The following is a 25,540-nucleotide window of genomic DNA, read 5'->3' as shown; positions in this document are numbered from 1 at the left end:
GGGGCGGACTTTTCTTATTTATGCGGGTTCTAAAACTCGCTGCAGCTTTGCTTTAGACCAGCAGCTCCGCAATCTGAATGGTGTTGAGCGCGGCGCCCTTGCGCAGGTTATCGCCGGAGACTACGAAGACAAGGCCCTTGTTGTCCTCGACCGTCTGGTCTTGGCGGATGCGACCGACCAAGGAGAGGTCGATGCCGGCTGCCGCCAGCGGGGTCGGCACATCGACGACCTTGACGCCCGGTGCGGACGACAGCACCTCGCGGGCCTGTTCCGGGGTAATCGGCTTCTCAAACTCCGCGTGCACCACCATGGTGTGGCCGGTGAACACCGGGATACGTACGCACGTGCCGGAGACCTTCAGCTCCGGGATGCCCAGGATCTTGCGGGACTCGTTGCGCAGCTTCTGCTCCTCGTCGGTTTCTTCCGTGCCATCATCGACGAGGTTGCCTGCCAGCGGCAGCGCGTTGTACGCAATCGGGGCAACATAGGGACCCAGATCCTCCTCGGAGACCTCGAGCGCCGAGCCATCGTGGACGAGCTCAACGTTGCGGTCGCCGATGGACGCTACTTGCTTAACCAGGGTTTCCACACCTGCCAGGCCTGAGCCGGAAACGGCCTGGTAGGAGGCGACGCGCATGGTGGTGAGACCGGCGGCGTCGTGAAGCGCCTTCGTGACCGGCATGATCGCCATGGTCGTGCAGTTCGGGTTGGCGATGATGCCCTTCGGGGTGTTTCCCTTTTCCTGCGGGTTCACTTCCGAGACAATCAGCGGCACGTCCGGGTCCTTGCGCCATGCGGAGGAATTATCCACCACGATGGCACCGGCCTCAGCGAAGAGCGGAGCGTATTCCTTCGAAGTGCCACCGCCGGCGGAAAACACGGCGACGTCGATTCCAGCGAGGCTTTCGACGGTCTGCTCCGCTAAGTCTTCCACGACAACCTTGTCCTCGCGGAAGGTGAGCTCCTGGCCCGCCGAGCGGGCGGAGGCAAAGAATCGAACCGTATCGGCCGGGAAGTTGCGCTCCTCCAAGAGGGTGCGCATCACGCGGCCGACCTGGCCGGTGGCACCAACTACTGCAACAGTGGTCATGACCTTTACTCCTTAATTTTTAGCGTCCGGTACCAGCATAAACGGTGGCCTCTTCCTCGCCACCGAGCTGGAACTTGTCGTGCAAAGCGATGGCAGCCTTATCGAGATCGGCCTCGCGGGTCAGCACGGAAATGCGGATCTCAGAGGTGGAGATGAGCTCCATGTTGACCCCTGCGTCACGCAATGCCTCCGTGAAGTCCGCGGTGACACCGGGGTGGGACTTCATGCCGGCACCGACCAGGGAAACCTTGCCCACCTGGTCGTCGTACAGCACGTTGGCCCAGTGGCCGTCTTCCTTGAGCTTGGCCAGAATCTCCATTGCCTTCGGCCCATCCGAGCGCGGGCAGGTGAAGGTGATGTCGGTCGTGCCGGACTCCAGGGAGGAGACGTTCTGGAGGACCATGTCGATGTTGATCTCGGCGTCCGCGATAGCGCGGAAGACCTTGGCGGCCTCACCCGGGCGGTCCGGGATTCCCAGGACGGTGACCTTGGCCTCGGAGCGGTCGGTTGCGATGCCGGTTAGTACTGCTTCTTCCACGGGGATATCCTCCATTGAACCGGCAATCAGCGTGCCGGGGTCGTTTGAATAAGACGAGCGAACTCGAAGGGGAACGTTGAACGCGCGGGCGTATTCGACGCTGCGCAGGACCAGAATCTTGGAGCCCACGGCCGCCAACTCCAGCATCTCTTCGAAGGAGAGCTGCTCGAGCTTCTGGGCGTTGTGAACGATGCGGGGATCAGCGGTGTAGACGCCGTCGACATCGGAGTAAATCTCACACACATCGGCCTTGAGCGCTGCCGCCAGCGCCACCGCGGTGGTGTCCGATCCGCCACGGCCGAGGGTGGTGACGTCGCGCGATTCCTTGTTGACGCCTTGGAAACCCGCGACGATGCAGATTTTGCCTGCATCCAGCGCCTCGGTCAGGCGGCCCGGGGTGACGTCGACAATGCGGGCGTTACCATGACGCTCAGTGGTGAGCACACCAGCTTGGGAGCCGGTGAAGGATTGAGCCTGCGCACCGAGGGACTCCACTGCCATGGCAACGAGCGCATTGGAGATGCGCTCGCCGGCGGTCAGCAGCATGTCCATCTCGCGCTGCGGCGGGACGGGGTTGACCTGGGCGGCGAGGTCTAGGAGCTCATCGGTGGGATCCCCCATGGCGGAGCACACGACAACCACGTCGTTGCCCTGTTTCTTCGTCGCCACAATGCGCTCCGCCACCGCGCGAATGCGCTCTGCGCTTTCGAGGGAGGATCCCCCGTATTTCTGTACGACTAGGGCCACTGACGGTCCCACCTTTCCTGTTTGTGAGGGCCATTACCTGTTCACCGCCCAATACCTATAGACCGGCAGTCAACTCCTTTAGACTACCGCCCTTTGGCTACCATCGAAACACGTACTGGATATTAATTCCAGGTAAGGTGGAAACGATGCTTTCAAACCTGGTTGCCGTTGCTTTCGCACTGGCCTCGGCACTAGTCGTGGCCTGGGGCACTGTCATACGCCACCGCATCGTGTTGGACGCCAGCTCCAGGACCGTCATGCGCACCGCAATTCGCACTCCCCTGTGGTGGATTGGCACCGGAGCCGCCGTCGTTGCCTATGCCTTGCAGCTCATCGCACTCCACTTCGGCACGCTGCTCATCGTGCAGCCCATCCTCGTCCTGTCCCTGATGTTCACGCTGCCGCTCGCCGCGTGGTATTCCCGGCGGCCGATGCCGGCGCGGGAGGTCTTCTGGTGCCTAGCGCTGACCATCGCGGTGGGCATCATGGTGGTCTACGGGCGCCCCACCGCAGGCTTGACGACGCCCAGCTGGTCCCAGTGGTGGCCCGCCTTCGCCCTCGGCGCGCTGACACTCGCCGCACTCTTTGTGGCGGCCTATAACCGGCCGGAGGAATCCGCACTCGCGCTCGGCAGTGCCTGCGGCATCCTCTACGGCTACGTGGCGCTCGTAGCGAAAGCGGTGGTTGACGTCCTCTCCCACCAAGGCATCGCAGCATTGCTAGCGAGCTGGGAGCTGTACGTGCTCATCGGGCTGGCGGCTGCCGGCACGGTGATCCAGCAGTATTCCTTCCACGCCGGCGCTCTTGCGCATTCGCTTCCCGCGATGACCATCATGGAACCCATCGTGGCTTTCGGCCTGGGTTACTGGGTCCTGGGCGAGAAATTCCAGGTCGAGAGCATCGCGGGCTGGTGCATGATGGGGGCTTCGCTCATCATCATGATCGCCGCCACGATCGTCCTGTCACGCATTCCGGTCAACCCGGGAAGCACGCGGCTCGCGGAACAAAGCCCGCACTAGATCGCCCACTCAAAGACCACCAGCATGTAGGCGGAGAACCACGCCGACCACAGGACCCATGCGCCACAGGCAGCCCACAGCATGCGTGGACGCCACGCTGTGGCGGCGCGCACAACCCACGGCAGCACCAGAATGATCGCGGGCAGGAGAAGTCGCGGGCGCGAGTGCATAATGCCGTCGGAAAGCAGCACATTCGCACATAACGCAGCGCTAAACCACCAGGCGACCGGGTTAACCTTCCCCCAGGCCGCGATGAGCAACACGGGGGCACCGAGGATCACCAGCACGGTGAGCAGGTAGCCCACATCGTTGTTCTCCGTCAAGGTTTCCCACACGAACCGCACGGTGGCAACGCCCCCGTCGAAGGTGGAGTTCCAGTGTTCGGTTTGGATGCCGAAGTAACCGCCGGCCTCCGCCAAGTAACGCTGTGTCCACAGCAAGTACCCCGGCAGCGGGAGCGACGCCACGATCAGACTGAGCCACGCCTGCCAGGAACGCCGCCCGTAAAGGAGCACCCACAGGCCAAAAACTGCCAGGAAGTCCACAGAGGTCAGCCGGACAAAGGACAAGGCGATGCCGAAAGCTGCAGCGCTCCACCAATCGCGTTCATCCAGCGCCACGAGCCCCCACACCACAAGGGCCCCGAAGAGGGCTTCCGTATAGGGCATGGAAAACACAATGGACATCGGAGCGCTGCTGACCACGATGGCCGCGGCGCATTGCCCACGGCGCCCTGCCCCCAGGCGCTGCGCTAGGACCATGACTCCAGCAGCCATCACCGCGGTAAAAAGAGTATTCACAAGGAGGGCAGCTACCTCAAGGCTGATCCCGGTCCACCCCAGAACCCGCAACAGTATGGGAAAACCCGGAAAGAAAGCCATAGTGATTTCATGGACCGGCCCATCCGTATGGATGTCCGCATCGAAATAACCTACGCGCGCAATCTCCAGGTAGTACTTAGAGTCCCAGGCCGTGAGCTGATCCCACAGCTCCTGCTCGTTAACGGCTGCGATGCCGCTCAGCACAGCGATGCGCACTGCAGTGCCCACTACCGCGACCAGCACGGCCATCGGCAGCAGCGAAAGTACCCCTGGCGTACCTTCAGGGGTCGGGGCAGCATCCGGTTCCTTGCCCGGCGCGGTCTTCTTCCCAGGTTCCGGAGCAGTCGTCATGGTGTTTTCTTCAGGCACGCAACACATCCTAGCCACCCGCGACCCCATCCCAGTATGTGAAACCAGTTGCCGCAGAGTGGGAAGCGTTGTATTGTGGCTCACATGACTTTGCGGCACACTCTTCTCCTTAGTAGCCGCGGCGGGATTTAGGTTTGTAACTCTACGGCCAGCGCCCCGTCGCGGAGCGTGGTGATGCCAACACACACCACAGCTGGCCGTCCCCACAATTCACTACATCGTTGCTCATCACAGCAACGCAGCGAAACAAACGCCTCAGGCCACACACAAGGAAGAGAACAAACACCATGTCCCCCAACGATTCTTTCATCTCCGCTCCCCGCGAAATCACCACCCCGGCCGGCCCGCGCAACGAGAACCAGCCCGCCTGGAATAAGCAGCGCGGCTCCTCGATGCCGGTCCACCGCTACCAGAGCTTCGCCCAGGAGGTCGAGCCCGTCACGCTGCCGGACCGCACGTGGCCGGATAAGAAGATTACTGTGGCCCCGCAGTGGTGTGCGGTGGATCTGCGCGATGGTAACCAGGCCCTGATTGATCCGATGTCCCCGCAGCGCAAGCACCGCATGTTCGACCTGCTGGTAGCCATGGGTTACAAGGAGATCGAAGTGGGCTTCCCCTCTGCCTCCCAAACGGACTTCGACTTTGTCCGCGAGATTATTGAGGGCAATAAGATCCCCGAAGACGTCACCATTCAGGTTTTGGTGCAGGCCCGCGAGCACCTGATTCGGCGCACCTTCGAGGCGTGCCAGGGCGCGAAGAACGTCATCGTGCACTTCTACAACTCCACCTCGAAACTGCAGCGCCGCGTGGTATTCCGCAAGGACCGCCCGGCCATCAAGAAGCTGGCCACGGATGCCGCAGAGCTCATCAAGGGCATTGCCAAGGATTACCCGGATACCAATTGGCGCTGGGAGTACTCGCCGGAATCCTTCACGGGAACCGAGCTGGACTTCGCCGTCGAGGTCTGCGATGCCGTCGTCGACATCATGGAGGCCACCCCGGACAACCCCATGATCATCAACCTGCCGTCCACGGTGGAGATGATTAGCCCGAACGTGTACGCCGACCAGATCGAATGGATGCACCGCAACTTTGCCAAGCGTGACTCCATCATCCTGTCACTGCACCCCCATAACGATCGCGGCGAAGGCATTGCCGCCGCCGAGCTGGGTTACATGGCCGGCGCAGATCGCATCGAGGGCTGCCTGTTTGGCAACGGTGAGCGAACCGGCAACGTAGACATCGTCACGCTGGGTCTGAATATGCTCACCCAGGGCGTGGACCCGCAGATCGATTTCTCCGATCTGCCCAAGATCCGCGAGACGGTGGAGTACTGCAACCAGCTGCGCGTACCGGAGCGCCACCCCTACGGCGGCGAGCTGGTGTTCACGGCCTTCTCCGGCTCCCACCAGGATGCCATCAACAAGGGCCTGGATGCCCTGGCCCAGGAGGTACGCCCCGGCGCCAACAACACCGAGGTGTCGTGGGAGGAACTGCAGGAAACCACCTGGGAAGTTCCCTACCTGCCCATCGACCCGAAGGATGTCGGCCGCGATTACCAAGCAGTCATCCGCGTCAACTCGCAGTCCGGCAAGGGCGGCGTAGCCTACATCATGAAGACCGACCATGGCATCAACATGCCGCGCGCCATGCAGGCGGAGTTCTCCTCCGTCGTGCAGGCCGTGACCGACGCCGAAGGTGGCGAGGTCAACTCCAAGAACATGTGGGACATCTTCGCCAACGAATTCCTGGAGCGCACCTCCCCGCTGGAGCTGGTCTCCTTCCAGGTGGACAACTCCACCACAGAGGGCGAGGACGCCAAGGTAACCGCGACCATCGTCTTCAACGGTGAGAAGCGCGTTGTCTCCGGCATCGGCAATGGCCCCATCGCCGCATACGCCAATGCGCTGGAGGACGTCGGAATTGATTTCGAGGTCATCGACTACTCCCAGCAATCCCGTACTGCTGGCGACGACGCCGAGGCCGCCTGCTACATCGCCGCCGAGGTTAACGGCGCCCAGGTATGGGGCGCGGGCATCGCTGGCTCGACGACGCGCGCATCCATCAACGCGATTACGTCCGCAGTCAACCGCGCAGACTAAGCCAGGCAAAGCCAGACTTAACAACAGTGCAGCTAGGGAGGGAGGAGCACGTTCCTCCCTAGCTTCCAGCATCCGAGCTTTAAGCTATGCGCAAAAATTCCTCGTCACCATATCCCGCTGAATGCGCTTTCTTGTAGGCCAGAACTCAGAGCGATATAGTTAAGCAGCATAACTGCACTGCAATAAAGATTTTTCAAACATTTCGTGCGGCTAGTCAGCGCTTCAGTCTGGGCTTCGGCATTCCCAATGCTCACGGCAGACCCGCCCAGCCGTATGCACCCGACGTGGTCTACTCAGCGAAGGCGAGCAATATGACGGTCACTAACTATGTGGTTCCCCACCACGGGTTTGGCACACCGCGTCGCCTGACGGTTGACACCGTAAACCCGGAGATGTTCCTGCAGTTGCTTTCGCTAACTGAAAGCAGTCATCTCCCCGTCACTTTGAGTGGACATTCAAGTACAGGATTTCGCGTCCATCACGGCGAAGACATCGTGGGCGAGATCCCTGCCTCCCAAACTGCTGATTACACGGAACTGGACTGGATCATTGATGCGGGACTAAACCCACAAGCCACCGCGGAGATCGCACTCCGCGAGGATGCGGCGGAAGAAACCATTCCTGCTTTCGAGGTCCTCCTCCCCGAGCCTGGCCTGTGCGTTCCGCTCAATATTCCCCCGGCTCAGCGGTGGGGCATGCTCAGCGGCCAGCGCGCTTTGCGCATCACCGAGTTTGCAGTCCCGTCCAGTTCCCTACCGACGCACCCTGCGCACCTCCTTGTGCGTTTGACCAACAACCGGCACTTTTTCCGACGCTCCATCGAGGTTCACCTTGATGACGAACTCGTCGCCACGATTCCGCGGGAGCGGGCTCCCTGGCTGAGCGATACCATCGCAGGATTCAATCACGAGGGTCTCATCGCAGTCGCCCGCGCATATTTCATATCGGATGGACAACCAACCCTCACCGTCTATTCCGAAGAAGGCACGCCGGAAAGCCACTTCGCCGTGGGAACCGCCGGAATCATCGCTGCCGCCGCGGGCGCAGCGGCCGTGAAGGTCACCAACAGTGGCAAGGCACACGCAGCCAGCCTGCCGGCTGGCGGAATTGAGGCTACCGGCGCAGCGAAGACCGCCGGTACTGCTGCCACGCAGAGTGCACAAGCCCTGTCCCTCAACTCTGCCGGGGCGGCTGCCGTGACCGGAACAAAGATCGCTGCAGCTAGCACTGGGCTCAAGGTAGCTTGTGCTGCTGGCGTAGCCGTCGTGGTCGGCGGGGCTGCCAACTTCGCATCTTCCGGGAATTCCTCCGGTTCACACCACCATAACCTCGCCGAATCGGCTTTTGAGGAAAACACTCTCGCTGTATCCACGTCACACTCTGCCGACGCCGACGCTGCTGCTATTGAGGACAAGGCCTCCGACGTCGCGGACACTACGGACATTGTGGCTGCAGACGCCCACCTCCCCGAGGAGCGGGATGATACGGACGCTACGCAAGCGCTTAGCCCGACTGGTTTTTCCGAGCCCACAGAGCCTACTGAGCTGACCGAACCAGCAGAACCCACGGAGCTCGCTGAGCCCACGGAACGTACCCCACTGCCTGCTGCCGAGGAGGCTGCTACTTCACCGCAGGCGGATCACCTGCCGCATACAGCACCGACAACAGCAGCACCTCGGACCACCGAACCCACAGCGGAGGAGCTCGACGCTCCGGAGGCTCGCCGCACTGAGGCGTTCACCGCTCCCAGCTCCAGCCCTAGGAGCACCGTAAAAAGCACGGAATCAACCACTTCACGTGAGGTCAGTCGCTCCGCAGAGCCGCCGACCACCACGCGCCCGCTGAGCACTACTTCGCGGCCGCGCACAACGCCGCCGATCCACGTACCCCGTCCCACCCCACAAACTCAGGCGACCCCGTCGCCGACTGTGGTGACGACTACGCCGAAGCCACCAGCTGAACCCACGCGCTCCACGTCAAAGGCTGCTCCCACCACCACTCCGGTGGGCGAAGATCGAACCGCACCTCACGACGAACCAACTGCCCCGAGCACGCCGCCGGCCACTACCCCTGTGACCACGCGCGTCAGCACACCACCCACGGCGGCTCCGGCGCCCTCGACTACTTCTGCTCCGGCAACTCCAACGCCCACCACCAAGCCCAAACCAACTAGCAAGCCCAAGCCCACCACGAAGCCCACGCCGACCGCTAAGCCCACGCCAACTAGCAAGCCCAAGCCGACCACTCAACCTCAGCCCACCAGAAAGCCCGAGCCGACTAAAGAGCCCGAGCCCAGCCGCGAGCCTGACCCCACTCCCGAGCAATCCAACCGTGGCGGCTGGGTCATCATCATCGACTTTGGCTAGTCCGCAGCGCGCTTACCTTCACCGCGATTCAGTGGAGACAACCCCCTTCACGTGTGCCCTTTCCAGCTTCCTCGCAGTTGGGTACTAAACTGTGAACAATGACTACGACACCCGGCCCCACCGAGCCTGCAGCGCAGCCCAGCGCTGCAGAGACGCCGGCCGCGGCGTCACCACACACCGGCGCCCCTAAGCCGGGCCCGCGCCCCCACCAGGCAGATACGAAGCAGACCGCTAGGGAGCACAAGGCCTCTGCCCGCGAGGAAGCTCTCGCCGCCTTTCCCTACGTGGCGCTGACCATCCAAACCACCGGAATCCACCCTTCGACCGGCCGCCTGCTCACCGTGGATGCGTTGACTCTTAACGCCGCTGGGGAGATCGGCCAGGAATTCCACGCCGTCATCAACCCAGGCGCAGACCCCGGACCGCGGCACCTCCACGGGTTAAGCGTCGAAGAAATCCAGGCTGGGCAGTCTTTCTCCATGCTGCTCAAGCCCCTGGACCGGCTCATTGATGGCCGCACCCTCATCGTCCACGACACCCCTTATACCTGGGGATTCATCGTCTCCGAAGCGCGCCGTGCAATGACCGCCGCTGCCCGCCAGAACCGCGCGCGCAATCGCAACCGGGGCAAGGGCCGACGCCGCCGCTTCAAGGTGGGACACGTCCCCACCCCAGTCGCCATCGTGGATACTCTCGCCACCGCCCGCCGCCAAAGCGTGTGGGGCACCGACATCCGCTTGGCGGCCGTCGCGCGTGACACCGGCCTTTCCGCACCCGACCCCACGGCCAGCGTCGAACGTGCGCAGAGGACAGAAAAAGATACCTCCCGCGAAGCAACCCGCCTGCTCGTGGCTCTTTATCGCGCGCAAGCTTCAGGCCCACTGAGCAGTGCCACACCGGATGACCTGCGAGCGGATCGTTTCGGGCTGCAGCGCTCCCACGTCCGCGTCGACGCTGCTGAAGCGCCCCGCCAGCACCACAACCCCGGTCCGTATGTGCCCGGCAAGGAGCTCATCCGCGGCATGGAGATCGTCGTAGCCCCGGAAATCACCGAGGACCCCGATACCATCATCGCCGCCCTAGCCCGCGAGGAGCTCAACTACTCTGAAAAGCTCACCCGAGAAACGTCCCTGGTGGTCTGCAACATCACCACCAACCTCGTGGGCAAGCCCATGCACGCTCACCGCAAGGACATCCCCCTGATGTCCGACACCGCTTTCCTCGCGGCCCTCGAGCGCATCGAGGAACCCACGGAGCCAGAAGAGCAGTCCGCATCTGGTGGGGCGGGCAACTCAGGGAAGCGCCAGGGCGAGGGACGCTCCGGTGGGCAGTCCAACCGCAACCGCTCCACGAACAAGAATCGACGCCGCTCCCGCCGTAAATCTTCCGGTAATCATCAGCCCGCTAAACAAGGGCACAACGATAAGAAGAACCAGAACCCTTCAACCGAGGGCTCCGCAGGCGACAAGCCTGCTCACTCGGGCTCGGCTAATAACCAAGGTTCGCAGGGCTCTGGCAACAACAATCGAAACAAAGGCGGAAACCACGGGCGTAGGCGTCGCCGCCGCGGTGGGCGCGGCCGCCGCGGTAATGGCAACCAGCAGGGCCAACAAAACTCGGGACACAACCGCTCCCGCAACACCGATAACTAGCGTCCCCCGACTACCCTGGGGAACATGAATTTTAACTTCCGAAGCGCGTTCTCCTCCGCGCGCACTGCGGTTGCCACCACCGCTGCGACGCTGGCTACCACTGCCTCGCGCGCCACGGGCCGCGGCGCCGGCGGCATGATTGGCGGGCTCATCGCCAACGCCATCGACCCCACCATCATGCAGAACCTAGCCAAGCAGCGCCCAGCCATCCTGGTGACCGGAACCAACGGTAAGTCCACCACCACGCGCATGCTCGCCGCCGCTGTGCGCACCGAGCACTCCGTGGCCACCAATGATGGCGGCGACAACATGGACGCCGGAATCATCTCCGCGCTTCTAGCAGGCAAGGACGCGAGCCACTTAGTGCTGGAAGTGGACGAGCTCCACGTTCCCCACGTCGCGGATAACCTCAACCCCACCGCGCTGGTGTTGTTGAACCTCTCACGCGACCAACTGGACCGCGTGGGCGAAATTAACAAGATCGAGCGGGCCCTGCGCGACGCAGTCGAGGCGCACCCCGACATGCTCATCATCGCCAACTGCGATGACGTGCTCATGACCTCCGTGGCCTATGACGCGAAGAACGTCATCTGGGTTTCCGCCGGTGCCGGCTGGATGGGTGAATCCGTCACTTGCCCGCGCACCGGAGGACACATCGTGCGCGAGGGCGAGGACTGGCACGCGGTCAAGCCGCTTGCCGACGGCCGCGAATTCCGCCGCCCCACACCCACCTGGGCAGTAACAAAGGAAGGACTGGTGAGCCCGAAGGGCGTCGACAAGCTCCAGCTGGCCCTGCCGGGGCAGGCCAACCGCGGCAATGCCGCCCAAGCCGTCGCCGCTGCGGTCGAAGCTTTCGGCGTGGACCGCCACAAGGCCATTGCCGCTGCCGAAGGCGTCGATGATGTGGCCGGGCGCTATTCCACCGTCACGCTAGGAAACCGCACTATCCGCCTGCTCCTGGCGAAGAACCCCGCCGGCTGGCAGGAGGCACTGTCCATGGTGGACCGCGAGGCCGATGGCCTGGTCATCGCCACCAACGGCCACGTGGCCGACGGTATTGATATGTCCTGGCTGTGGGACGTGCGCTTCGAGGACTTCGACGATCTGCCAGTCAAGGCTGCGGGTGAGCGCGGCACCGACCTCGCGGTGCGTTTGGTCTATGCGGATATCTCGCACGAGCTCATCCCGGATCCCCTCACCGCCATTCAGTCCTGCCCGGAGGGCCGCATCGAGGTGCTGGCCAACTACACCGCCTTCCGTGATCTGAAGAAGGCCCTCACCGCCGCAGCAGCAAAGGAGCATTCGAATGACTAGCCTGCAGATTGGCCTCATCCTCCCCGATATCCTGGGCACCTACGGCGATGACGGTAACGCCCTCGTGCTGCGCCAACGCGCCCGCATGCGCGGACTCGAGGCAGAGATCGTGCCCATCAAGCTGGGTGAGCCGGTGCCGGAGTCCCTCGACGTCTACACCCTGGGCGGTGGCGAGGACACCGCACAGATTCTCGCCGCGGAGCACCTCATTGCTGACGGTGGCTTGACCCGCGCGGCGGCCGCGAAGCGCCCGATTCTGGCGATTTGCGCAGGCCTACAGGTACTCGGCGAGTCCTTCCGTGCGTCCGGCCGCGTGGTGGATGGCGTGGGGCTTATCGACGCCACCACGGCCTCCATGGCCGAGCGCGCCATCGGTGAGGTAGCCACCGAACCCACCAAGGCCGGCATCACCGCTGAGCTCACCGAGCCGCTCACCGGTTTTGAGAACCACATGGGTGCAACCATCCTGGGGCCTGCCGCCCAACCGCTGGGAACCCTCACGCGTGGAACCGGCAATGCGGATACCGCCGCCATTCTGGACCTCTCTGACAGGACCGTCCAGCGCGGTGCCGAGGGCGCGGTGCAGGGCAGCGTTATCGCTACCTACATGCACGGCCCCGTCTTGGCGCGCAACCCGCAGCTGGCGGACCTGCTGCTGGCCAAGGCCATGGGCGTCGCGCTCAGCGAACTTGAGCCGTTGAACATCCCCGCCATTGACCAGCTGCGCACCGAGCGCTTTAACGCCTCGGAGCCGCCGCGCTCGCAGCGCTAGATATCAATAGAAGTAACTACCGGGCCTGACCCCCGTTTAGTGGACACGCTGGAACTGGTCCAGACTGGACCGAAGAAAGCAAAGACACTATACCGAAAAACACTTACTCCGATGAATTCAAAGCCGACGCGATCCGGCTCTACGAGACCACCGAGGGAGCCTCGTATTCCTCGATCTCGGAAGACCTCGGGATCACCCGCGGCACGCTGAAGACCTAGGTCCACAAGGCCCGTCGGGACCGAGGGTAGATCCCCTCGACGTCCCCCGCTGCGGTGACACCGACCCATCGCCCGCAGCAGGTGGCAATCGTCACGGTTATCTCTCTTTTTCAGATTCCTGTCCTCGAGATCAGAAAAAGACGGGGACCTGTCATAGGTCAGTGAGCATCTGCTGCATCTGGGCGATCTAGGCCTCCTGGTCGTTGATAATTTGTTCGGCCAGGGTGATCGCATGGGGATTCTGCCCATCAGCAACCTCATCACAGGCCATGTCGACCGCGCCTTCGTGGTGGGCGGTCATCTGCTCCAGGTAGAGGCAGGCAGCCTCGGTGCCCTGGGCTTCCTCAAAGGCTGTCATGTCCTCCTGGCTCATCATCCCCGCTCATGCCACCCATTTCCCCGTGATCTATTCCACCCATCTCGTCCATGGCCCCCATGCCCCCGGAGTCGGTGACCGGCTGCTGGCCCCAGGCCTCGAGCATGGCGTTCATCCGGTCAATCTCCGGCCCCTGGGCGTCAATAAACCCCTGGGCAAACTCCACGACCTGGGCGAGGATACCCTCCTTGGCCAGGAGCATCTCACTCATCTCCACGGCCCGCTGGTGATGGGGGATCATCATCTGGGCAAACATGATGTCCGCGTCGTTGTGATCGGCGGAGATCTCCCCGTCCGCCTCAGTTGTCGCCTTGGTGGTCTCGGTCGTCTCAGCGGTAGTCGTCGTAGTGCTGGTGGCCGAGGTGGTGGCGTCGGTGTTGCCTGACTCGGTGCCCTCACCGCAGGCGGCCAGCGCCAGGGTGGAGGCTACGGCGAGAGCGGAAAGAACAAGGGTGCGTTTCGTGGTGGAGCCTTTCAGGGCCATATGGGGGGGCAGTGGAGAGAAGTGGTGGATCAGTGGACGGCGGTGGATGCCGGAGTAGGCGTGGTGTGTTCCTCCTTCGACTCGGCCGAAGCCAGGTGAGCCGGATCCAGATCAATGCGGCGCAACAGCTGGGCGTTCAGGGCCACCACGATGGTCGAGGCAGACATCAAGATCGCGCCCACGGCCGGGGACAGCACGAACCCGATCGAGGCGAGCACTCCGGCGGCCAACGGCACGGCGAGGATGTTGTAGCCAGAGGCCCAGATCAGGTTCTGGATCATCTTGCGGTAGCTGGCCTGGGACAGCTCAATCATCGACAGCACTGCCCGCGGGTCATCACTGGCTAGAACGACCCCGGCAGATTCCATGGCCACATCCGTGCCGGCACCGATGGCGATACCGACCTCCGCGCGGGTCAGAGCAGGGGCGTCATTAACACCGTCACCGACCATGGCCACGCTCAAACCCCGGTCCTGCAGCTGCGTGACCTTGGTGTCTTTGTCTTGGGGCAGGACCTCGGCGAAGACCTCATCAATGCCTAGGTCCTGACCGACGGCGTGGGCCACCTGCTGGGCGTCGCCGGTGATCATCGCGACCTTTACCCCGCGGTCCTGCAGGGCTTTCACGGCGGCGCGGGATTCGGGGCGGATCTTGTCCTCGACGGCCACCGCACCGATGATCTGACCGTCGCGGACAATATGGAGCACACCGGCCCCACGCCTGGTCCAGGCGCTGGTGGTGTCGGTGAGCTCGGCCGGGGTGGTGAGGTTGAACTCGCGCAGCATGTTCGGCCCGCCCACGAGGATCTCAGCGCCATCGACAGTGGCCCGGACCCCCCGGCCGGAGGCGGCGCTGAAACCAGTTGCACGCATTTGCCGACGGGAGGCCTCGGGATGGGCGGCCGCGGCTGCCACGATGGCGCGGGCCACGGGGTGCTCGCTGTCGGCCTCCGCGGCGGCGGCCAGGGCCAGCAGCTCGCCCTCGGTGACGCCGACAGCTGCCGCGACACCGGTGACCGCGTGCGCACCCTCGGTCAGGGTGCCGGTTTTGTCGAAGAGCACCACGTCGATGGTGCGCATCCGCTCGAGCGCCATCCGGTCCTTGATGAGCACCCCGGATTTCGCGGCCCGCTCGCTGGAGATCGCAATGACCAGCGGAATCGCCAGGCCCAGGGCGTGCGGACAGGCGATGACCAGCACCGTGACCGTGCGCACCACGACATCGTCCGGGCTGCCGATGATGGTCCACACCACCGCGGTGATCAGAGCGGAGATCAGCGCGAACCAGAACAACAACGCCGCCGCCCGATCCGCCAGGGCCTGGGCCCGGGAGGAGGACTCCTGGGCGTCGGCAACCATGCGTTGGATCCCGGCCAGGGCGGTGTCCCCACCGGTAGCCTCCACCCGGATGCGGACGGTGTTGTCGGTGGCCACGGTACCGGCGACCACCTTGTCACCGGTGTCGCGGAAGACGGGACGGGATTCGCCGGTGATCATCGCCTCATCGAATTCGGCGGCTCCGTCGAGGATGGTTCCGTCGGCCGGCACCCGGGCACCGGCCCTCACCAGCACGACGTCGTCGACGACCAGCTCGGAGATGGCTACGGTGCGGGTGGTCCCGTCGATGACTTTCTCGGCCTCATCCGGCAGCAGGGCAGCCAGCGCGTCAAGCGCGGAGGACGCGGCCCCGAGAGCGCGCATCTCCAGCCAGTGGCCCAGGAGCATGATGGTCACCAGCAGGGCCAGCTCCCACCAGAAGTCCAGGTCAAAACCGCCGAGCCCCAGAGTGGTGACCCAGGAGGCGACAAACGCCACGGTGATGGCCATGGCGATCAGGAGCATCATCCCGGGTTGGCGGGATTTCAGTTCTTTCCATCCGCCCTTGAGGAAAGGCGTTCCGCCGTAGACGAAGATGATCGTGCCTAGCACCGGGGGGATCCAGGTGGATCCGGGGAATGCCGGGAGGTGGTAGCCGAGCAGGTGGGCGACCATGGGACTGAAAATAGCGACGGGAATGGACAGAATCAGCGACCACCAGAAGCGGTCCCGAAACATTGCGGGGCTGTGTCCGGCGTGTTCGCCGTGACCATGAACGTGGTGGTCTTCGTCCAGGGCGGAGTGCGGGTGATCGTGGGGCATTGCCTGGCCGTGGGTGTCGGAATCTGCGTGGTGTTCGTGGCTGGCATGATCCGGGTGGTGGGTGTGGTCTGTTTCCGGAGCGGGGTGATCACCATGGTGATCACCCGAATGGTGGGGAGTGCTCATGACGTTCCTTTCGCTCAACCCGGTCGGGGTCGAGATGATGGGTAAAACTGATCAGGATAAGACGGTGTAGCCGGCCTCCTCGATGGCCCGGCGAACCATCTCCGGAGGTACGACACCGGTGACCGTGACGGTGGAAACACCACCAGTAGCGAGATCAATCTGGACGTCGTCAACCTGGGGGAGAGCCTGAAGGGCCTGGGTCACGCTTTTCGCGCAGTGCCCGCAGGTCAGGCCGGTGACCTGGTAGCTAGGGGAGGACCCTCCTGCTGACGAGTCGCTGGCGGCAGGGATGGAGGCGGTGTCGGCACGTGAGGCAGGTCCGCAACAGCTGCAGCCGTGGGAGGCCATCGGCAAGAGGCGGGGCGGGGAGGTGATCATGGGAAAGCTCCTTCGGTTCGGTGGGGTGCGGCGATGCCGCTCTCTAGCATATACCCCCCGGGGGTATAATTTCAGCATACCCCAGGGGGGTATATTTTCAATGGGTCGAGGGCGCGGCCCGCAGGCGGGGCAGGGTGTGGGCACCGAGCAGCCTCCTCACTGGCGGGAGGGGGACAGCGGGAGGCGGAGGGCAAAGACCGCTCCGCGACCGGGGCCGGGGGAGGTGGCGGTGAGAGTGCCACCGTGGGCCTCGATCAATGCCTGGGAGATGGTCAGACCGATACCGGCCCCGCCGTTGTCCCGGCTGCGGGCGGCATCCCCCCGGTAGAAGCGTTCGAAGATGTGTCCGAGCTGGTCAGGTGGGATGCCCTCGCCGTCATCGGCGACGTGGATGAGCGCGGTGGACGCCCCCTGTCGGTGGACGCTGATCCGGACCTGCCCGCCGGCCGGGGTGTGCCGTAGCGCGTTCGACAGGAGATTGCTCATCACCTGGCCGAACCGTTGCCGGTCCACGAGCACCCGGGCGGTGTCCGTAATGGTCTCGACCTGTAAATCGACGCCTTTGTCAGCATAAGCTTCCCCCGCGGCAGCAGCGGCGGTATGGAGCAGATCCCCGAGCCCTTCCTCCGCCAGGTCCAAATCGATCCGGTGTTCCTGGGCCCGGGAGACATCGTCAATGTCTTCCATCAACCGGGTCAGGCGCGTGAGTTGGTCAGCCATGATCGTGTGGGTGGCATTATTCCAGTCCACGACCCCGTCCTGGAGACCATCGAGGTAGACCGTGAGCACCGATAAGGGGGTGCCCATTTCGTGGGCCAGATCAGAGAGCATCTGGCGGCGGACCTGTTCGGTGTGTTCCAGCCGGTCGGCCATGGTGTTGAAGGCATGCGCCAGGGTGGTGACCTCGGGGCCTGCTTTTCCGGCGGGTACGCGGATACGGGAGTTGCCGGCCGTCAGGCTGGTAGCGGCGCGGGTGAGATCCTGCAGGGGGGTGCGCAGACGACGCGATAACCACAGGCTGGCCAGCAGGGCGCTGATCAAGGCGGTGGGCAGGGCGACGGCCAGGGTGATCAGGTTGGCACCCCGGTAGGCCTGCTCGGCATGGAACAGCTCCAGCGAGGGGTCCTCCTGGCCGGTCATCAACATATGATCATGGAACAGGGTCGGACCCACCATCGTGGCCACGGCCGCGGCCACCAGCAGGCTAATCACCACGACCAACACCTGGGCGGCCAGGAAGCGGAAGGTCAGGCCGGGTCCGTGATTCATGGTTGCCCCACCCGGTAGCCCACGCCACGCACGGTGTCGATAAACCCCCGGCCCCGGGTGTCGGTGCCGAGCTTGCGACGCAAGTTGCCGATGTGGACATCGACGATGCGTTCATCACCGACCCAGGTGGTGTCCCAGACCTCGGTGACCAGGTCGTGGCGGGTCAGCACCTGGCCGGGGCGCAGGGCCAGGGCAACCAGCAGCTCGAACTCCGTCCGGGTGAGCTCCACGGTCGTCTCCCCCACCCGCACCTGATGGGCGACGGGGTCAAGGATGAGGTCACCAACGATCAAGGGGGTGGTCACCTGCGGTGGGGTGGTGCTGGTGCGCGGGCGGCGCAGCACCGCATGCACCCGGGTCACCAGTTCCCGGATGCTAAAAGGTTTGGTGATGTAGTCATCCGCCCCCAGGGTCAAACCGCTGATCTTGTCGTCCTCGCTGCCACGCGCGGTGAGCATGAGGATGTAGCAGTCCGAGAAGGTGCGGATCCGTCGGCACACCTCCAGGCCGTCGAGTTCGGGCAGCCCTAGATCCAGCACCACAACATCGGGGGAAAAGCGACGGGCCTCGTCCACGGCCTGGGTGCCGGTGTGCGCCTGGCGAGTATCGAAGCCGGCCCGGATGAGGTAGGAGGCCACCATCTGAGCCAGGGGTTGTTCATCATCGACGACCAGCACCCGCCCCGAGGGCGTGGCGGTGGTCGGTGTGTGGTCAGCCATAGACCCCAGTATGCCGGGGAATACCATCCTCGCTCAGTAGCCGGCGGGGAATCTTCATCAAATCTTCAAACATAACCCTTCGACCGCCGTCACCCCTGTGCCCCACCCCGGGCCGGCGGCATCGCCTCCCCTGGTCGGTTCAGCAGGCGCCACCAGGGATTTCACTGCAAGCACCGCATACCCGGGGCGGGTAGAAGGACATCGCCCACGGCTGTGGGGTGGTGTCCCGGTGGTGACCCAGCTCACCGAATTCGCCCTCTTTTCGCCCTGCTATAAGGCTGTGAGCAGGGTTTTTGATTTCTAGTCCGTCAGGCACCCGTGCTAGATAAAGGTATGACATCGACCTTGGGGCGGTGTCTTCTCACGGTCCTACCCACGATCCAAGGAGATTGACGTGAAACGAGCAGCGATTGCAGTCGCCGCCCTTGCTCTCGCCCTCACGGGGTGTTCGGCCGCCGACCCGGAACCCACCGGCGACGGGACGGTGTCCCAGGATACATTCCTGACTACCCATGGCCTGGCCGCCATGGACGCGGTGGAGATCATTGATCACCTCGACCGGCAGAAGGTCACTGAGCTTCCCACGGATCTGATCGCCTCAGTGCGTACCGATGAACTGCTGCTCTCGAGCGATGACCAGGAAGTCGTGGTCGATCTTCCCGACAATCAGACGTATGTCTCGATCGCACCCTATCTCACCTCCACCCACGACTGCTTCTACCACAGCCTCACGACCTGCCTGGGGGAACTCAACAATGAGGATATCCAGGTCACGATCACCGATGAGGCGACCGGTGAGGTCCTGGTGGACGAGGCAACAACCACCTTCGACAACGGGTTTATTGGCTTCTGGCTTCCCGATGATGCCACCGGCCTGATTGAGGTCAGCTACCAGGGGCGTACCGGCACCGCGGAGTTTTCCACCGCCGACGACGGTGCCACCTGCGTCACAGACCTGCGCCTGACGTGATGGCTCAGCAGGGTCCTCACCTGCGCCTGTCTCCCGTGTCGCTGAAATCTAGCACCAAGGAAGGTGAAGTCATGATGAACGCGTTTTCCCGACGACAGTTTCTGCTCGGTGGGCTCGTCCTCGCCGGCACCGGGGCCGTGGCCGCCTGCACCAGCGACCCCGGACCCGCTGCCTCGACACCGTCCCTCCTCTCGCCCATCCCCCAGTGCTCGGTGCCGACGCCGACGCGACGCCCTCTCAGATGGCGGTATCAGCCAGACGTGGGATACGTCTCTGACACCGTGCCGAGGAGCGACGTCCTCAGGTCGATATCACCAATGAACTGCCTGAGAGCACCTCCATCCACTGGCATGGCATCGCACTCCACAACGCAGCCGACGGTGTGCCCGGCATGACCCAGGACCCCATTGAACCTGGCGAGTCTTTCTCCTATGTTTTTGAAGTCCCCCACGGTGGCACCTACTTCTACCATTCCCACTCCGGCCTGCAGCTTGATCGCGGCCTCCACGCCCCACTGATCGTCCGTGACCCGCAAGACACTGAGGACCAGGACGTCGAGTGGACCATCGTGCTCGACGACTGGGTCGATGGCATTCAGGGCACTCCCGACGATGAGCTCGACAAGCTCACCGGAATGGGTTCGGGCGACCATAACGGGAAGAAGGGGATGGGAGGTCACGGCCATATGATGCACGGCACCCCGGACCGGGTACTGGGCGGGGATGCCGGCGATGTGATGTATCCGCACTACCTCATCAACGGACGTATCCCCCGTGCTCACCGGACCTTCGAGGCTCGCCCGGGCGACAAGGCCCGCCTGCGGTTTATCAACTCCGGCGGTGACACCATCTTCAAGGTGGCCCTCGGTGGTCACCGCATGACCGTCACCCACACCGACGGCTTCCCCGTCCAGCCCCGGGAGACCGAATCGATCTACCTGTCGATGGGCGAGCGTGTCGACGTCGAGGTCATCCTCGGCGACGGCATCTTCCCGCTCACGGCTTTGGCGGTGGGTAAGGACGACCGCGCCTTCGCCGTCATCCGCACCGCCGGCGGCCAGGCCCCCCACCCCGATGTCGACTTCCCCGAGTTGTCGTCCACCGGACTGCTTCTGTCCTCCCTGAAGCCAGCAGACCGTGCACTCCTGCCCGAGGAAACACCAGACCGAGAAGTCAGCATCGACCTGGGCGGGCAGATGATGCCGTATGAATGGAGCATTCTCACCGACGGCCAATCCTCCTCCGCGACCGTGCAGGAGGGCCAGCGCCTGCGGATGGTCATGCGCAACAGGACCATGATGCCCCATCCCATGCACATCCACGGCCACACGTGGGCGCTGCCCGGCAGCGGCGGGCTACGCAAGGACACCGTCCTTCTCCGCCACGGTGAAACCATGATCGCCGACCTAATCGCTGACAACCCCGGTGAGTGGGCATTTCACTGCCATAACGCCTATCACATGGAAACCGGGATGTTCAGCTCGCTTCGCTACGAGTAAGGGCCCGACCCCCGACGTGTCCACTTTCCGGGGGTCGGGCCCATGCCGGCCTAAACGCTATCGAACACTGCAACCAGCGTGGATTTCTGTGGATACCCACACTGGCGCCGTGCGGGTTGTCCACAGGGTGAGTGTGGACCGCAGTTGTTTTTCCACAACCGAAATCCCCATGAGTCCTACCGGCATGGAAGCTCTGGAGAAAAAGTTCAACGGTTAATTCTCTGTTTCCTGAAGCGTCGGTTTAAACAGTCAGGCGGCCGCTCAACGCACGCGAGAGCGTCAGCTCATCAACAAACTCAAGGTCGCCTCCCAGCGGCATGCCGGAGGCTAGGCGCGTGATCTTCAGTCCCGGGAAGTCTCGTAGCAGGCGCACGAGGTAGGCCGCGGTAGCCTCGCCCTCGGTGTTCGGATCAGTGGCAAGGATGACCTCAGTGATGTCCGGGGAGTCGTCGTAAAGCGGCTTCTCCGGGGTGGAGTCCGCGAGCTCTCGGTCCGGTAGCACGCCGCCGAGGCGCTGGAGTAGTTGCGAGATGTTGAGGTCCTTCGGGCCCACGTTCGCCAGCGGGTCGAGCGCGCCGCCGAGCACGTGATAGCGGCCATCGTATTCGCCGGTGCGCTCGATGACCTGAATGTCCTTGGGCTCTTCCACCACGCAGATGGTGGAGGCATCGCGCTGCGAATTGATGCAAATGCGGCAGACTTCTTCGCGGGAAATATTGCAGCAGATGCGGCAGAACGTCACCCCATCACGCACTGCTCCCAGCGCCTTCTGGAGGCGGTCAATCTCCTCTGGGTCCTGATGCAACACGTGGAAGGCGATGCGTTGCGCTGACTTCGGGCCAATACCCGGCAGGCGCGAGAACTCATCGATGAGATCCTGCAATGGTCCTTCAAACACGCAATGCTCCCCTCACTCAACAATCCCTCAGACCTCGACGGCCGGGGACACAACAAAAGGCCGCGCTGCTCTCCACGAAGAGAGCAACAACGGCCTTTAAGTCTAACGCGCGGCTTACTGGTTGCCGCCGAAGACATCCTGGAAGGACGGGCCATCGTAGTTCTGCTGAGACTGGCCCATGCCCTGGGACAGCGGCCCAATCTTCTCCTGGGCCAGGCGGCCAGCAGCAGCGTGGGCCTCCTTGAAGGCACCAACGATGAGGTCCTGGAGGGTATCGATGTCCTCCGGGTCGACCACGGACTTATCGATGGTAACGTTCTGCAGCTCAGCGCCGCCGGTCATGGTGACCTTCACCAAGCCGTTGCCGGCGGTGCCTTCAACGGTGGAGGCCAGGATCTCTTCCTGTGCCTTCTGCAGTTCTGCCTGGACGCGGGCTGCCTGCGCCAGGATCTCGTTCATGTCATTTGCCTGCTGCATCGGGTCGTTCTCAGTCATGCTAAAAATCCTTTCACACGATTATTTTCACTACGCGCCAAGTGTACAGATGCCACGCTAGAGCCGCCGCGCTCCCAACTCCTGTGCGAGGAGCTCCATGGCCACCTCCGTGGCGTTGCGGTGGTCCATCTCGCCGGCATTCTGCGCGGCCTCCATCATCTCGCGCTCCTCATCCGCGCGGGTGTACTCCGGCTGCGGAGCGGAAGCTTGCTGAGGCGCAGGTTGTTGCGGCGCGGCAGGCGCTTGGCCTGCGCTTTCCGACGCCCCATTCGCCCCCGCCGGCGGACCGTACTCCTCCGGTGGGGCTTCGAATTCGCCTTCCTCCGGGCCTGGCTCCGGCGGCAGTGGAACGCCGTTGCCAAACTTGGGAACTTTGGAAAACTCTTCATCCCGCTGGGCCGCTACTTGGCTCGCTTGCGCGATGCGTGATCGCCATTGGCTACCACGGGCCTCCCTCTTTGGGGGCACCATCGCCCCGCGCGGGGCGACGTCCGGACGTTGTGGTTCTGCCGACGGTCGCGGGTCTGCCGGCGGCTGCGACTCAGCTGCCTCACGCGGCTGCTCCGTCGTCGTTGCAGAAGACGGAGCCTGCTGCCCGATCCGGCGCGGCGCACCCCACGGGTCATCACTGGCATTGCTGGGTTCCTTCGCCTCGGACTCGCTGGGCTTGTCTCCTCTTTCAGATTCTGTTGCTGCCGCGGAAGCAGGCACAGTGTCGGAAGAGTGCGAATCAGTAGCGTTGTCCGGAGTCTCCGGACTCTCTGCCTCCTCGTCGGGCTCGGCGGCCTCGCGTGGTGGCTGGTTGGGGTTCCACTGGGTGCGCTGGGCTGGCTCAGCCACCGTGAAGCCGTGGGCCTTCGGGTCTGTGCCGATGACGCACGTGACCTTCAGGTTGCGGTTGAGCTCTTCCTTAAGGACGGTCACGATGACCTCGTTGGTGCCTGGCGAGTTGATGCGTTCCGCCAGCGCGCCGGTGGTGTGCCCAAGAACCAAGGTGTCATCACGCACGCCGAGGACACGGGCTTCGGCGAGCATGATTTCAGCGACCTTGTTCCGACGCCCAATCGTCGCCCGCAGGTCAGACCAACGCCCGCGAATTTCCGCGGCTGGGTCTTGAGGCTGCTCGGGCTCAGGCTGCTGTTCTTGTGGCTGTCCTTGAGCCTGTTCTTGCCGTTCTTGTTGTTCCGGCTGTTCCGGCTGTTCCGCTTCCTGCGGTTGTTCGTGCTGCTCCTGTTGCTGGTGTTCCGGTCGCTCTTGGTGCTGCTCAGGCTGCTCTGACTGCGGCTCAGGCTGCGCCTCCGGCTGTGCAGGGCGCTCCACCGGTGCCTGAGGCTGCGCAGCCTCAGGGGTTGGGGTCTGCTGCGTCTGCTGGGCTGTTTCTTGGGTCCTTTCGACCTGCTGTGGTTGCTGTTGTGGTTGCTGCTGCTGGGCCTCCTGTTTTGCAGCCTGGCGGCTGCGACGCTGCGCGATGATAGCTGCGGCGGCGGCAGCGGGATCCTGGGCGCTAGCGACCGCAGATTGCTGGCGTTGCGCAGGCGGAGTTCCCTGCCCAGCGGGAGCGGAAGTCTGCACGCCCGCCCCCTGCGGGGCAGCAGTGGGCAGCTGACCGGCAGTTGCCGCCGCAGGAGCTGAACCAACGATGAGGTGTGCGCAAAGGATTTCTAGGAGCAGGCGCGGGGACGTCGCGCCGCGCAGGGAGGACACGCGCTCGTTGACGGTTTCGGCCAGGTAGGCCAGCTGTGGGCCGGAGAAGCGCTGCGCCTGGGCGGTAAGCACTTCCCCGCGGTCAGTCGGCGCAGAGACTAACCCCTCCTCCAACGCTGAAGGGACGGCCTGCAGGATCATCAAATCCCGCAAACGATCCAAAAGGTCAATGGCAAAGCGGCGAGGGTCGTGGCCGGCCTCAATGACATCGTCGACAAGCCGGAAGAGCCCAGCCTTATCCTGGTTCGCCAGGGATTCAACCGTGTTATCCAGCAGGCCTACGTCCGTGACACCCAGAAGCGGGCGGGCCACGTCGTAGGTCAGCCCATCGGGGCCTGCGCCCGCCAACAGCTGGTCCAGGATGGACAAGGTATCGCGGGGCGAACCGCCGCCGGCCTGGATGACCATGGGGTACACGGTGTCATCCACGTGGACGTTCTCCGAGGCCACGGTGCGCTCCAGCAGCCCCTTCATCGCCGGTGGAGTTAGCAGGCGGAAGGGATAGTGGTGGGTACGCGAACGGATGGTGCCGATGATCTTCTCCGGCTCCGTCGTGGCAAAAATGAAGATCACGTGCTCCGGCGGCTCCTCGACAACCTTGAGCAAGGCGTTCGCGCCCGAGGCGGAAATCATGTGGGCCTCATCGATGATGAAGATGCGGTAGCGCGACTCCGCCGGCGCGTAGTAGGCGCGGTCACGCAACTCACGCATGTCCTCGACACCATTGTGAGAGGCGGCGTCGAGCTCCGTGACATCCAAGTTGCCCGGCCCACCCGGGGCCAGCGAGACACAGGAATCGCACACCCCGCACGGCGTTGACGTTGGCCCCTGCTCACAGTTCAGCGAGCGGGCCATGATGCGCGCCGACGACGTCTTTCCGCAGCCACGCGGGCCGGAAAAGAGGTACGCATGGTTAATGCGCCCTGCGTCGAGGGCAGCGGATAAAGGCGTGGTGACCTGCTCTTGGCCTACCACTTCCGCGAAGGTTGCTGGACGATATTTCCGGTATAGAGCCACGGTTAGTCAGTGTAGCGTCTCAACCCGACACGTCACTCCGAGCGCTGCCAATCCAGCAGATCGATGCCTTGCTCTGCCACCGCCTGCTGCAGCGCCGGCACGCCTTCCTCGACGGCGTAGGCATACTCGGCGTCGCTCAGCATCAGCAGTTGGCACACCAGCGTCAGGCGGCCCTCCTCCGCCACCTGCGGGGTCTGGCCGCCCCACAGGTACGGGGCGATGAGCATGCCATGACGCACGCTCAAGTGAGCGAAGCGCTCATCGTCTTCGGCAAAGAGCTTGGGCAAGAGCAGGCCCGGTTGCGCGGGCAACAAGCCTGCGGCTTCCGTGAGCAACGCTGCCGCAGCACTCACTGCGGCAGCCACCTCCACCTGCCCGGTGCGGGCGACGGTGAGGAGCTCACAGCGCACGTCGATGCTTTGCTCGGCGTGCGCTAGCCCGGTGTCGACGGCGGCAAACT

General features: G+C 63.7%; 17 protein-coding genes and 3 pseudogenes. 8 read left to right on the top strand and 12 right to left on the bottom strand.

Going from position 1 to position 25,540, the window contains the following annotated elements; translation table 11 throughout:
* Positions 1-52 precede the first annotated feature (52 nt).
* Positions 53-1,090, bottom strand: coding sequence for an aspartate-semialdehyde dehydrogenase (locus HWX44_RS11550; RefSeq protein ID WP_175974765.1), 1,038 nt, complete (start codon positions 1,088-1,090; stop codon positions 53-55).
* Positions 1,091-1,109: 19 nt separating this feature from the next.
* On the bottom strand, positions 1,110-2,375 hold the full coding sequence (locus HWX44_RS11545; RefSeq protein WP_175974763.1) for an aspartate kinase: 1,266 nt from the start codon (positions 2,373-2,375) through the stop codon (positions 1,110-1,112).
* Between the two features lie 146 nt (positions 2,376-2,521).
* Between HWX44_RS11545 and HWX44_RS11540 the strand changes: the two genes are divergently transcribed.
* Positions 2,522-3,394 carry a DMT family transporter gene (locus HWX44_RS11540; protein ID WP_102234544.1) on the top strand — a complete coding sequence of 291 codons (873 nt, stop codon included), beginning with the start codon at positions 2,522-2,524 and terminating at the stop codon, positions 3,392-3,394.
* Here HWX44_RS11540 and HWX44_RS11535 read toward each other — a convergent pair.
* The gene (locus HWX44_RS11535) at positions 3,391-4,593 is read right to left on the bottom strand and encodes a mannosyltransferase family protein (protein ID WP_144012911.1); all 1,203 of its coding nucleotides are present in this window, start codon (positions 4,591-4,593) and stop codon (positions 3,391-3,393) included. The two genes, HWX44_RS11540 and HWX44_RS11535, sit on opposite strands and share 4 nt — an antisense overlap.
* A gap of 278 nt (positions 4,594-4,871) precedes the next feature.
* Between HWX44_RS11535 and leuA the strand changes: the two genes are divergently transcribed.
* From leuA to HWX44_RS11510, 5 genes and pseudogenes are all read left to right on the top strand, one after another.
* Positions 4,872-6,686 (top strand): 2-isopropylmalate synthase, encoded by a 1,815-nt coding sequence (gene leuA / locus HWX44_RS11530; protein WP_046648828.1) that lies wholly within the window; start codon positions 4,872-4,874, stop codon positions 6,684-6,686.
* A gap of 311 nt (positions 6,687-6,997) precedes the next feature.
* A complete protein-coding gene (locus HWX44_RS11525) occupies positions 6,998-9,052 on the top strand; it encodes a hypothetical protein (protein WP_175974761.1) in 2,055 nt (684 codons plus the stop codon).
* A gap of 98 nt (positions 9,053-9,150) precedes the next feature.
* A pseudogene (locus tag HWX44_RS11520) lies at positions 9,151-10,317 on the top strand (DNA polymerase III subunit epsilon); the annotation flags it as partial.
* Between the two features lie 411 nt (positions 10,318-10,728).
* Positions 10,729-12,018: a Mur ligase family protein gene (locus tag HWX44_RS11515; protein ID WP_070821061.1), complete on the top strand. Its 1,290-nt coding sequence runs from the start codon at positions 10,729-10,731 to the stop codon at positions 12,016-12,018.
* Positions 12,011-12,790: a type 1 glutamine amidotransferase gene (locus HWX44_RS11510; protein WP_175974757.1), complete on the top strand. Its 780-nt coding sequence runs from the start codon at positions 12,011-12,013 to the stop codon at positions 12,788-12,790. The genes HWX44_RS11515 and HWX44_RS11510 overlap by 8 nt, the downstream gene beginning before the upstream one ends.
* A 405-nt stretch (positions 12,791-13,195) precedes the next feature.
* Here the strand turns inward: HWX44_RS11510 and HWX44_RS11500 are convergent.
* From HWX44_RS11500 to HWX44_RS11480, 5 genes and pseudogenes are all read right to left on the bottom strand, one after another.
* Positions 13,196-13,868 (bottom strand): annotated as a pseudogene (locus HWX44_RS11500) (DUF305 domain-containing protein).
* A 29-nt stretch (positions 13,869-13,897) separates the two neighbouring features.
* A complete protein-coding gene (locus HWX44_RS11495; protein WP_175974756.1) occupies positions 13,898-16,132 on the bottom strand; it encodes a copper-translocating P-type ATPase in 2,235 nt (744 codons plus the stop codon).
* 51 nt (positions 16,133-16,183) lie between these two features.
* Entirely contained in the window at positions 16,184-16,510 is a 327-nt protein-coding gene (locus tag HWX44_RS11490) for a heavy-metal-associated domain-containing protein (RefSeq protein ID WP_175974754.1), read from the bottom strand.
* A gap of 156 nt (positions 16,511-16,666) precedes the next feature.
* Complete coding sequence (locus HWX44_RS11485; RefSeq protein ID WP_175974752.1) at positions 16,667-17,779, bottom strand: sensor histidine kinase; 1,113 nt, start codon at positions 17,777-17,779, stop codon at positions 16,667-16,669.
* Positions 17,776-18,498: a response regulator transcription factor gene (locus HWX44_RS11480; RefSeq protein WP_175974750.1), complete on the bottom strand. Its 723-nt coding sequence runs from the start codon at positions 18,496-18,498 to the stop codon at positions 17,776-17,778. The genes HWX44_RS11485 and HWX44_RS11480 overlap by 4 nt, the downstream gene beginning before the upstream one ends.
* Positions 18,499-18,892: 394 nt before the next feature.
* Between HWX44_RS11480 and HWX44_RS11475 the strand changes: the two genes are divergently transcribed.
* The gene (locus HWX44_RS11475) at positions 18,893-19,468 is read left to right on the top strand and encodes a CueP family metal-binding protein (RefSeq protein ID WP_175974748.1); all 576 of its coding nucleotides are present in this window, start codon (positions 18,893-18,895) and stop codon (positions 19,466-19,468) included.
* A gap of 71 nt (positions 19,469-19,539) precedes the next feature.
* A pseudogene (locus HWX44_RS11470) lies at positions 19,540-20,966 on the top strand (multicopper oxidase domain-containing protein).
* Positions 20,967-21,207: 241 nt separating this feature from the next.
* On the opposite strand, the gene recR reads toward HWX44_RS11470, so the two are convergent.
* From recR to HWX44_RS11450, 4 genes are all read right to left on the bottom strand, one after another.
* Complete coding sequence (gene recR / locus HWX44_RS11465) at positions 21,208-21,864, bottom strand: recombination mediator RecR (protein WP_070731493.1); 657 nt, start codon at positions 21,862-21,864, stop codon at positions 21,208-21,210.
* A 114-nt stretch (positions 21,865-21,978) separates the two neighbouring features.
* Positions 21,979-22,359 (bottom strand): YbaB/EbfC family nucleoid-associated protein, encoded by a 381-nt coding sequence (locus tag HWX44_RS11460; RefSeq protein ID WP_046648833.1) that lies wholly within the window; start codon positions 22,357-22,359, stop codon positions 21,979-21,981.
* Between the two features lie 57 nt (positions 22,360-22,416).
* Entirely contained in the window at positions 22,417-25,080 is a 2,664-nt protein-coding gene (locus tag HWX44_RS11455) for a DNA polymerase III subunit gamma and tau (protein WP_175974746.1), read from the bottom strand.
* A gap of 32 nt (positions 25,081-25,112) precedes the next feature.
* A complete protein-coding gene (locus tag HWX44_RS11450) occupies positions 25,113-25,490 on the bottom strand; it encodes a suppressor of fused domain protein (protein ID WP_232751585.1) in 378 nt (125 codons plus the stop codon).
* Between the last annotated feature and the right edge of the window lie 50 nt (positions 25,491-25,540).

It is taken from the genome of Corynebacterium sp. Marseille-Q2823 (assembly GCF_903645345.1).
In the GTDB taxonomy this organism is placed as follows: domain Bacteria; phylum Actinomycetota; class Actinomycetes; order Mycobacteriales; family Mycobacteriaceae; genus Corynebacterium; species Corynebacterium hiratae.
This window is presented reverse-complemented; position numbering and strand designations above follow the sequence as displayed.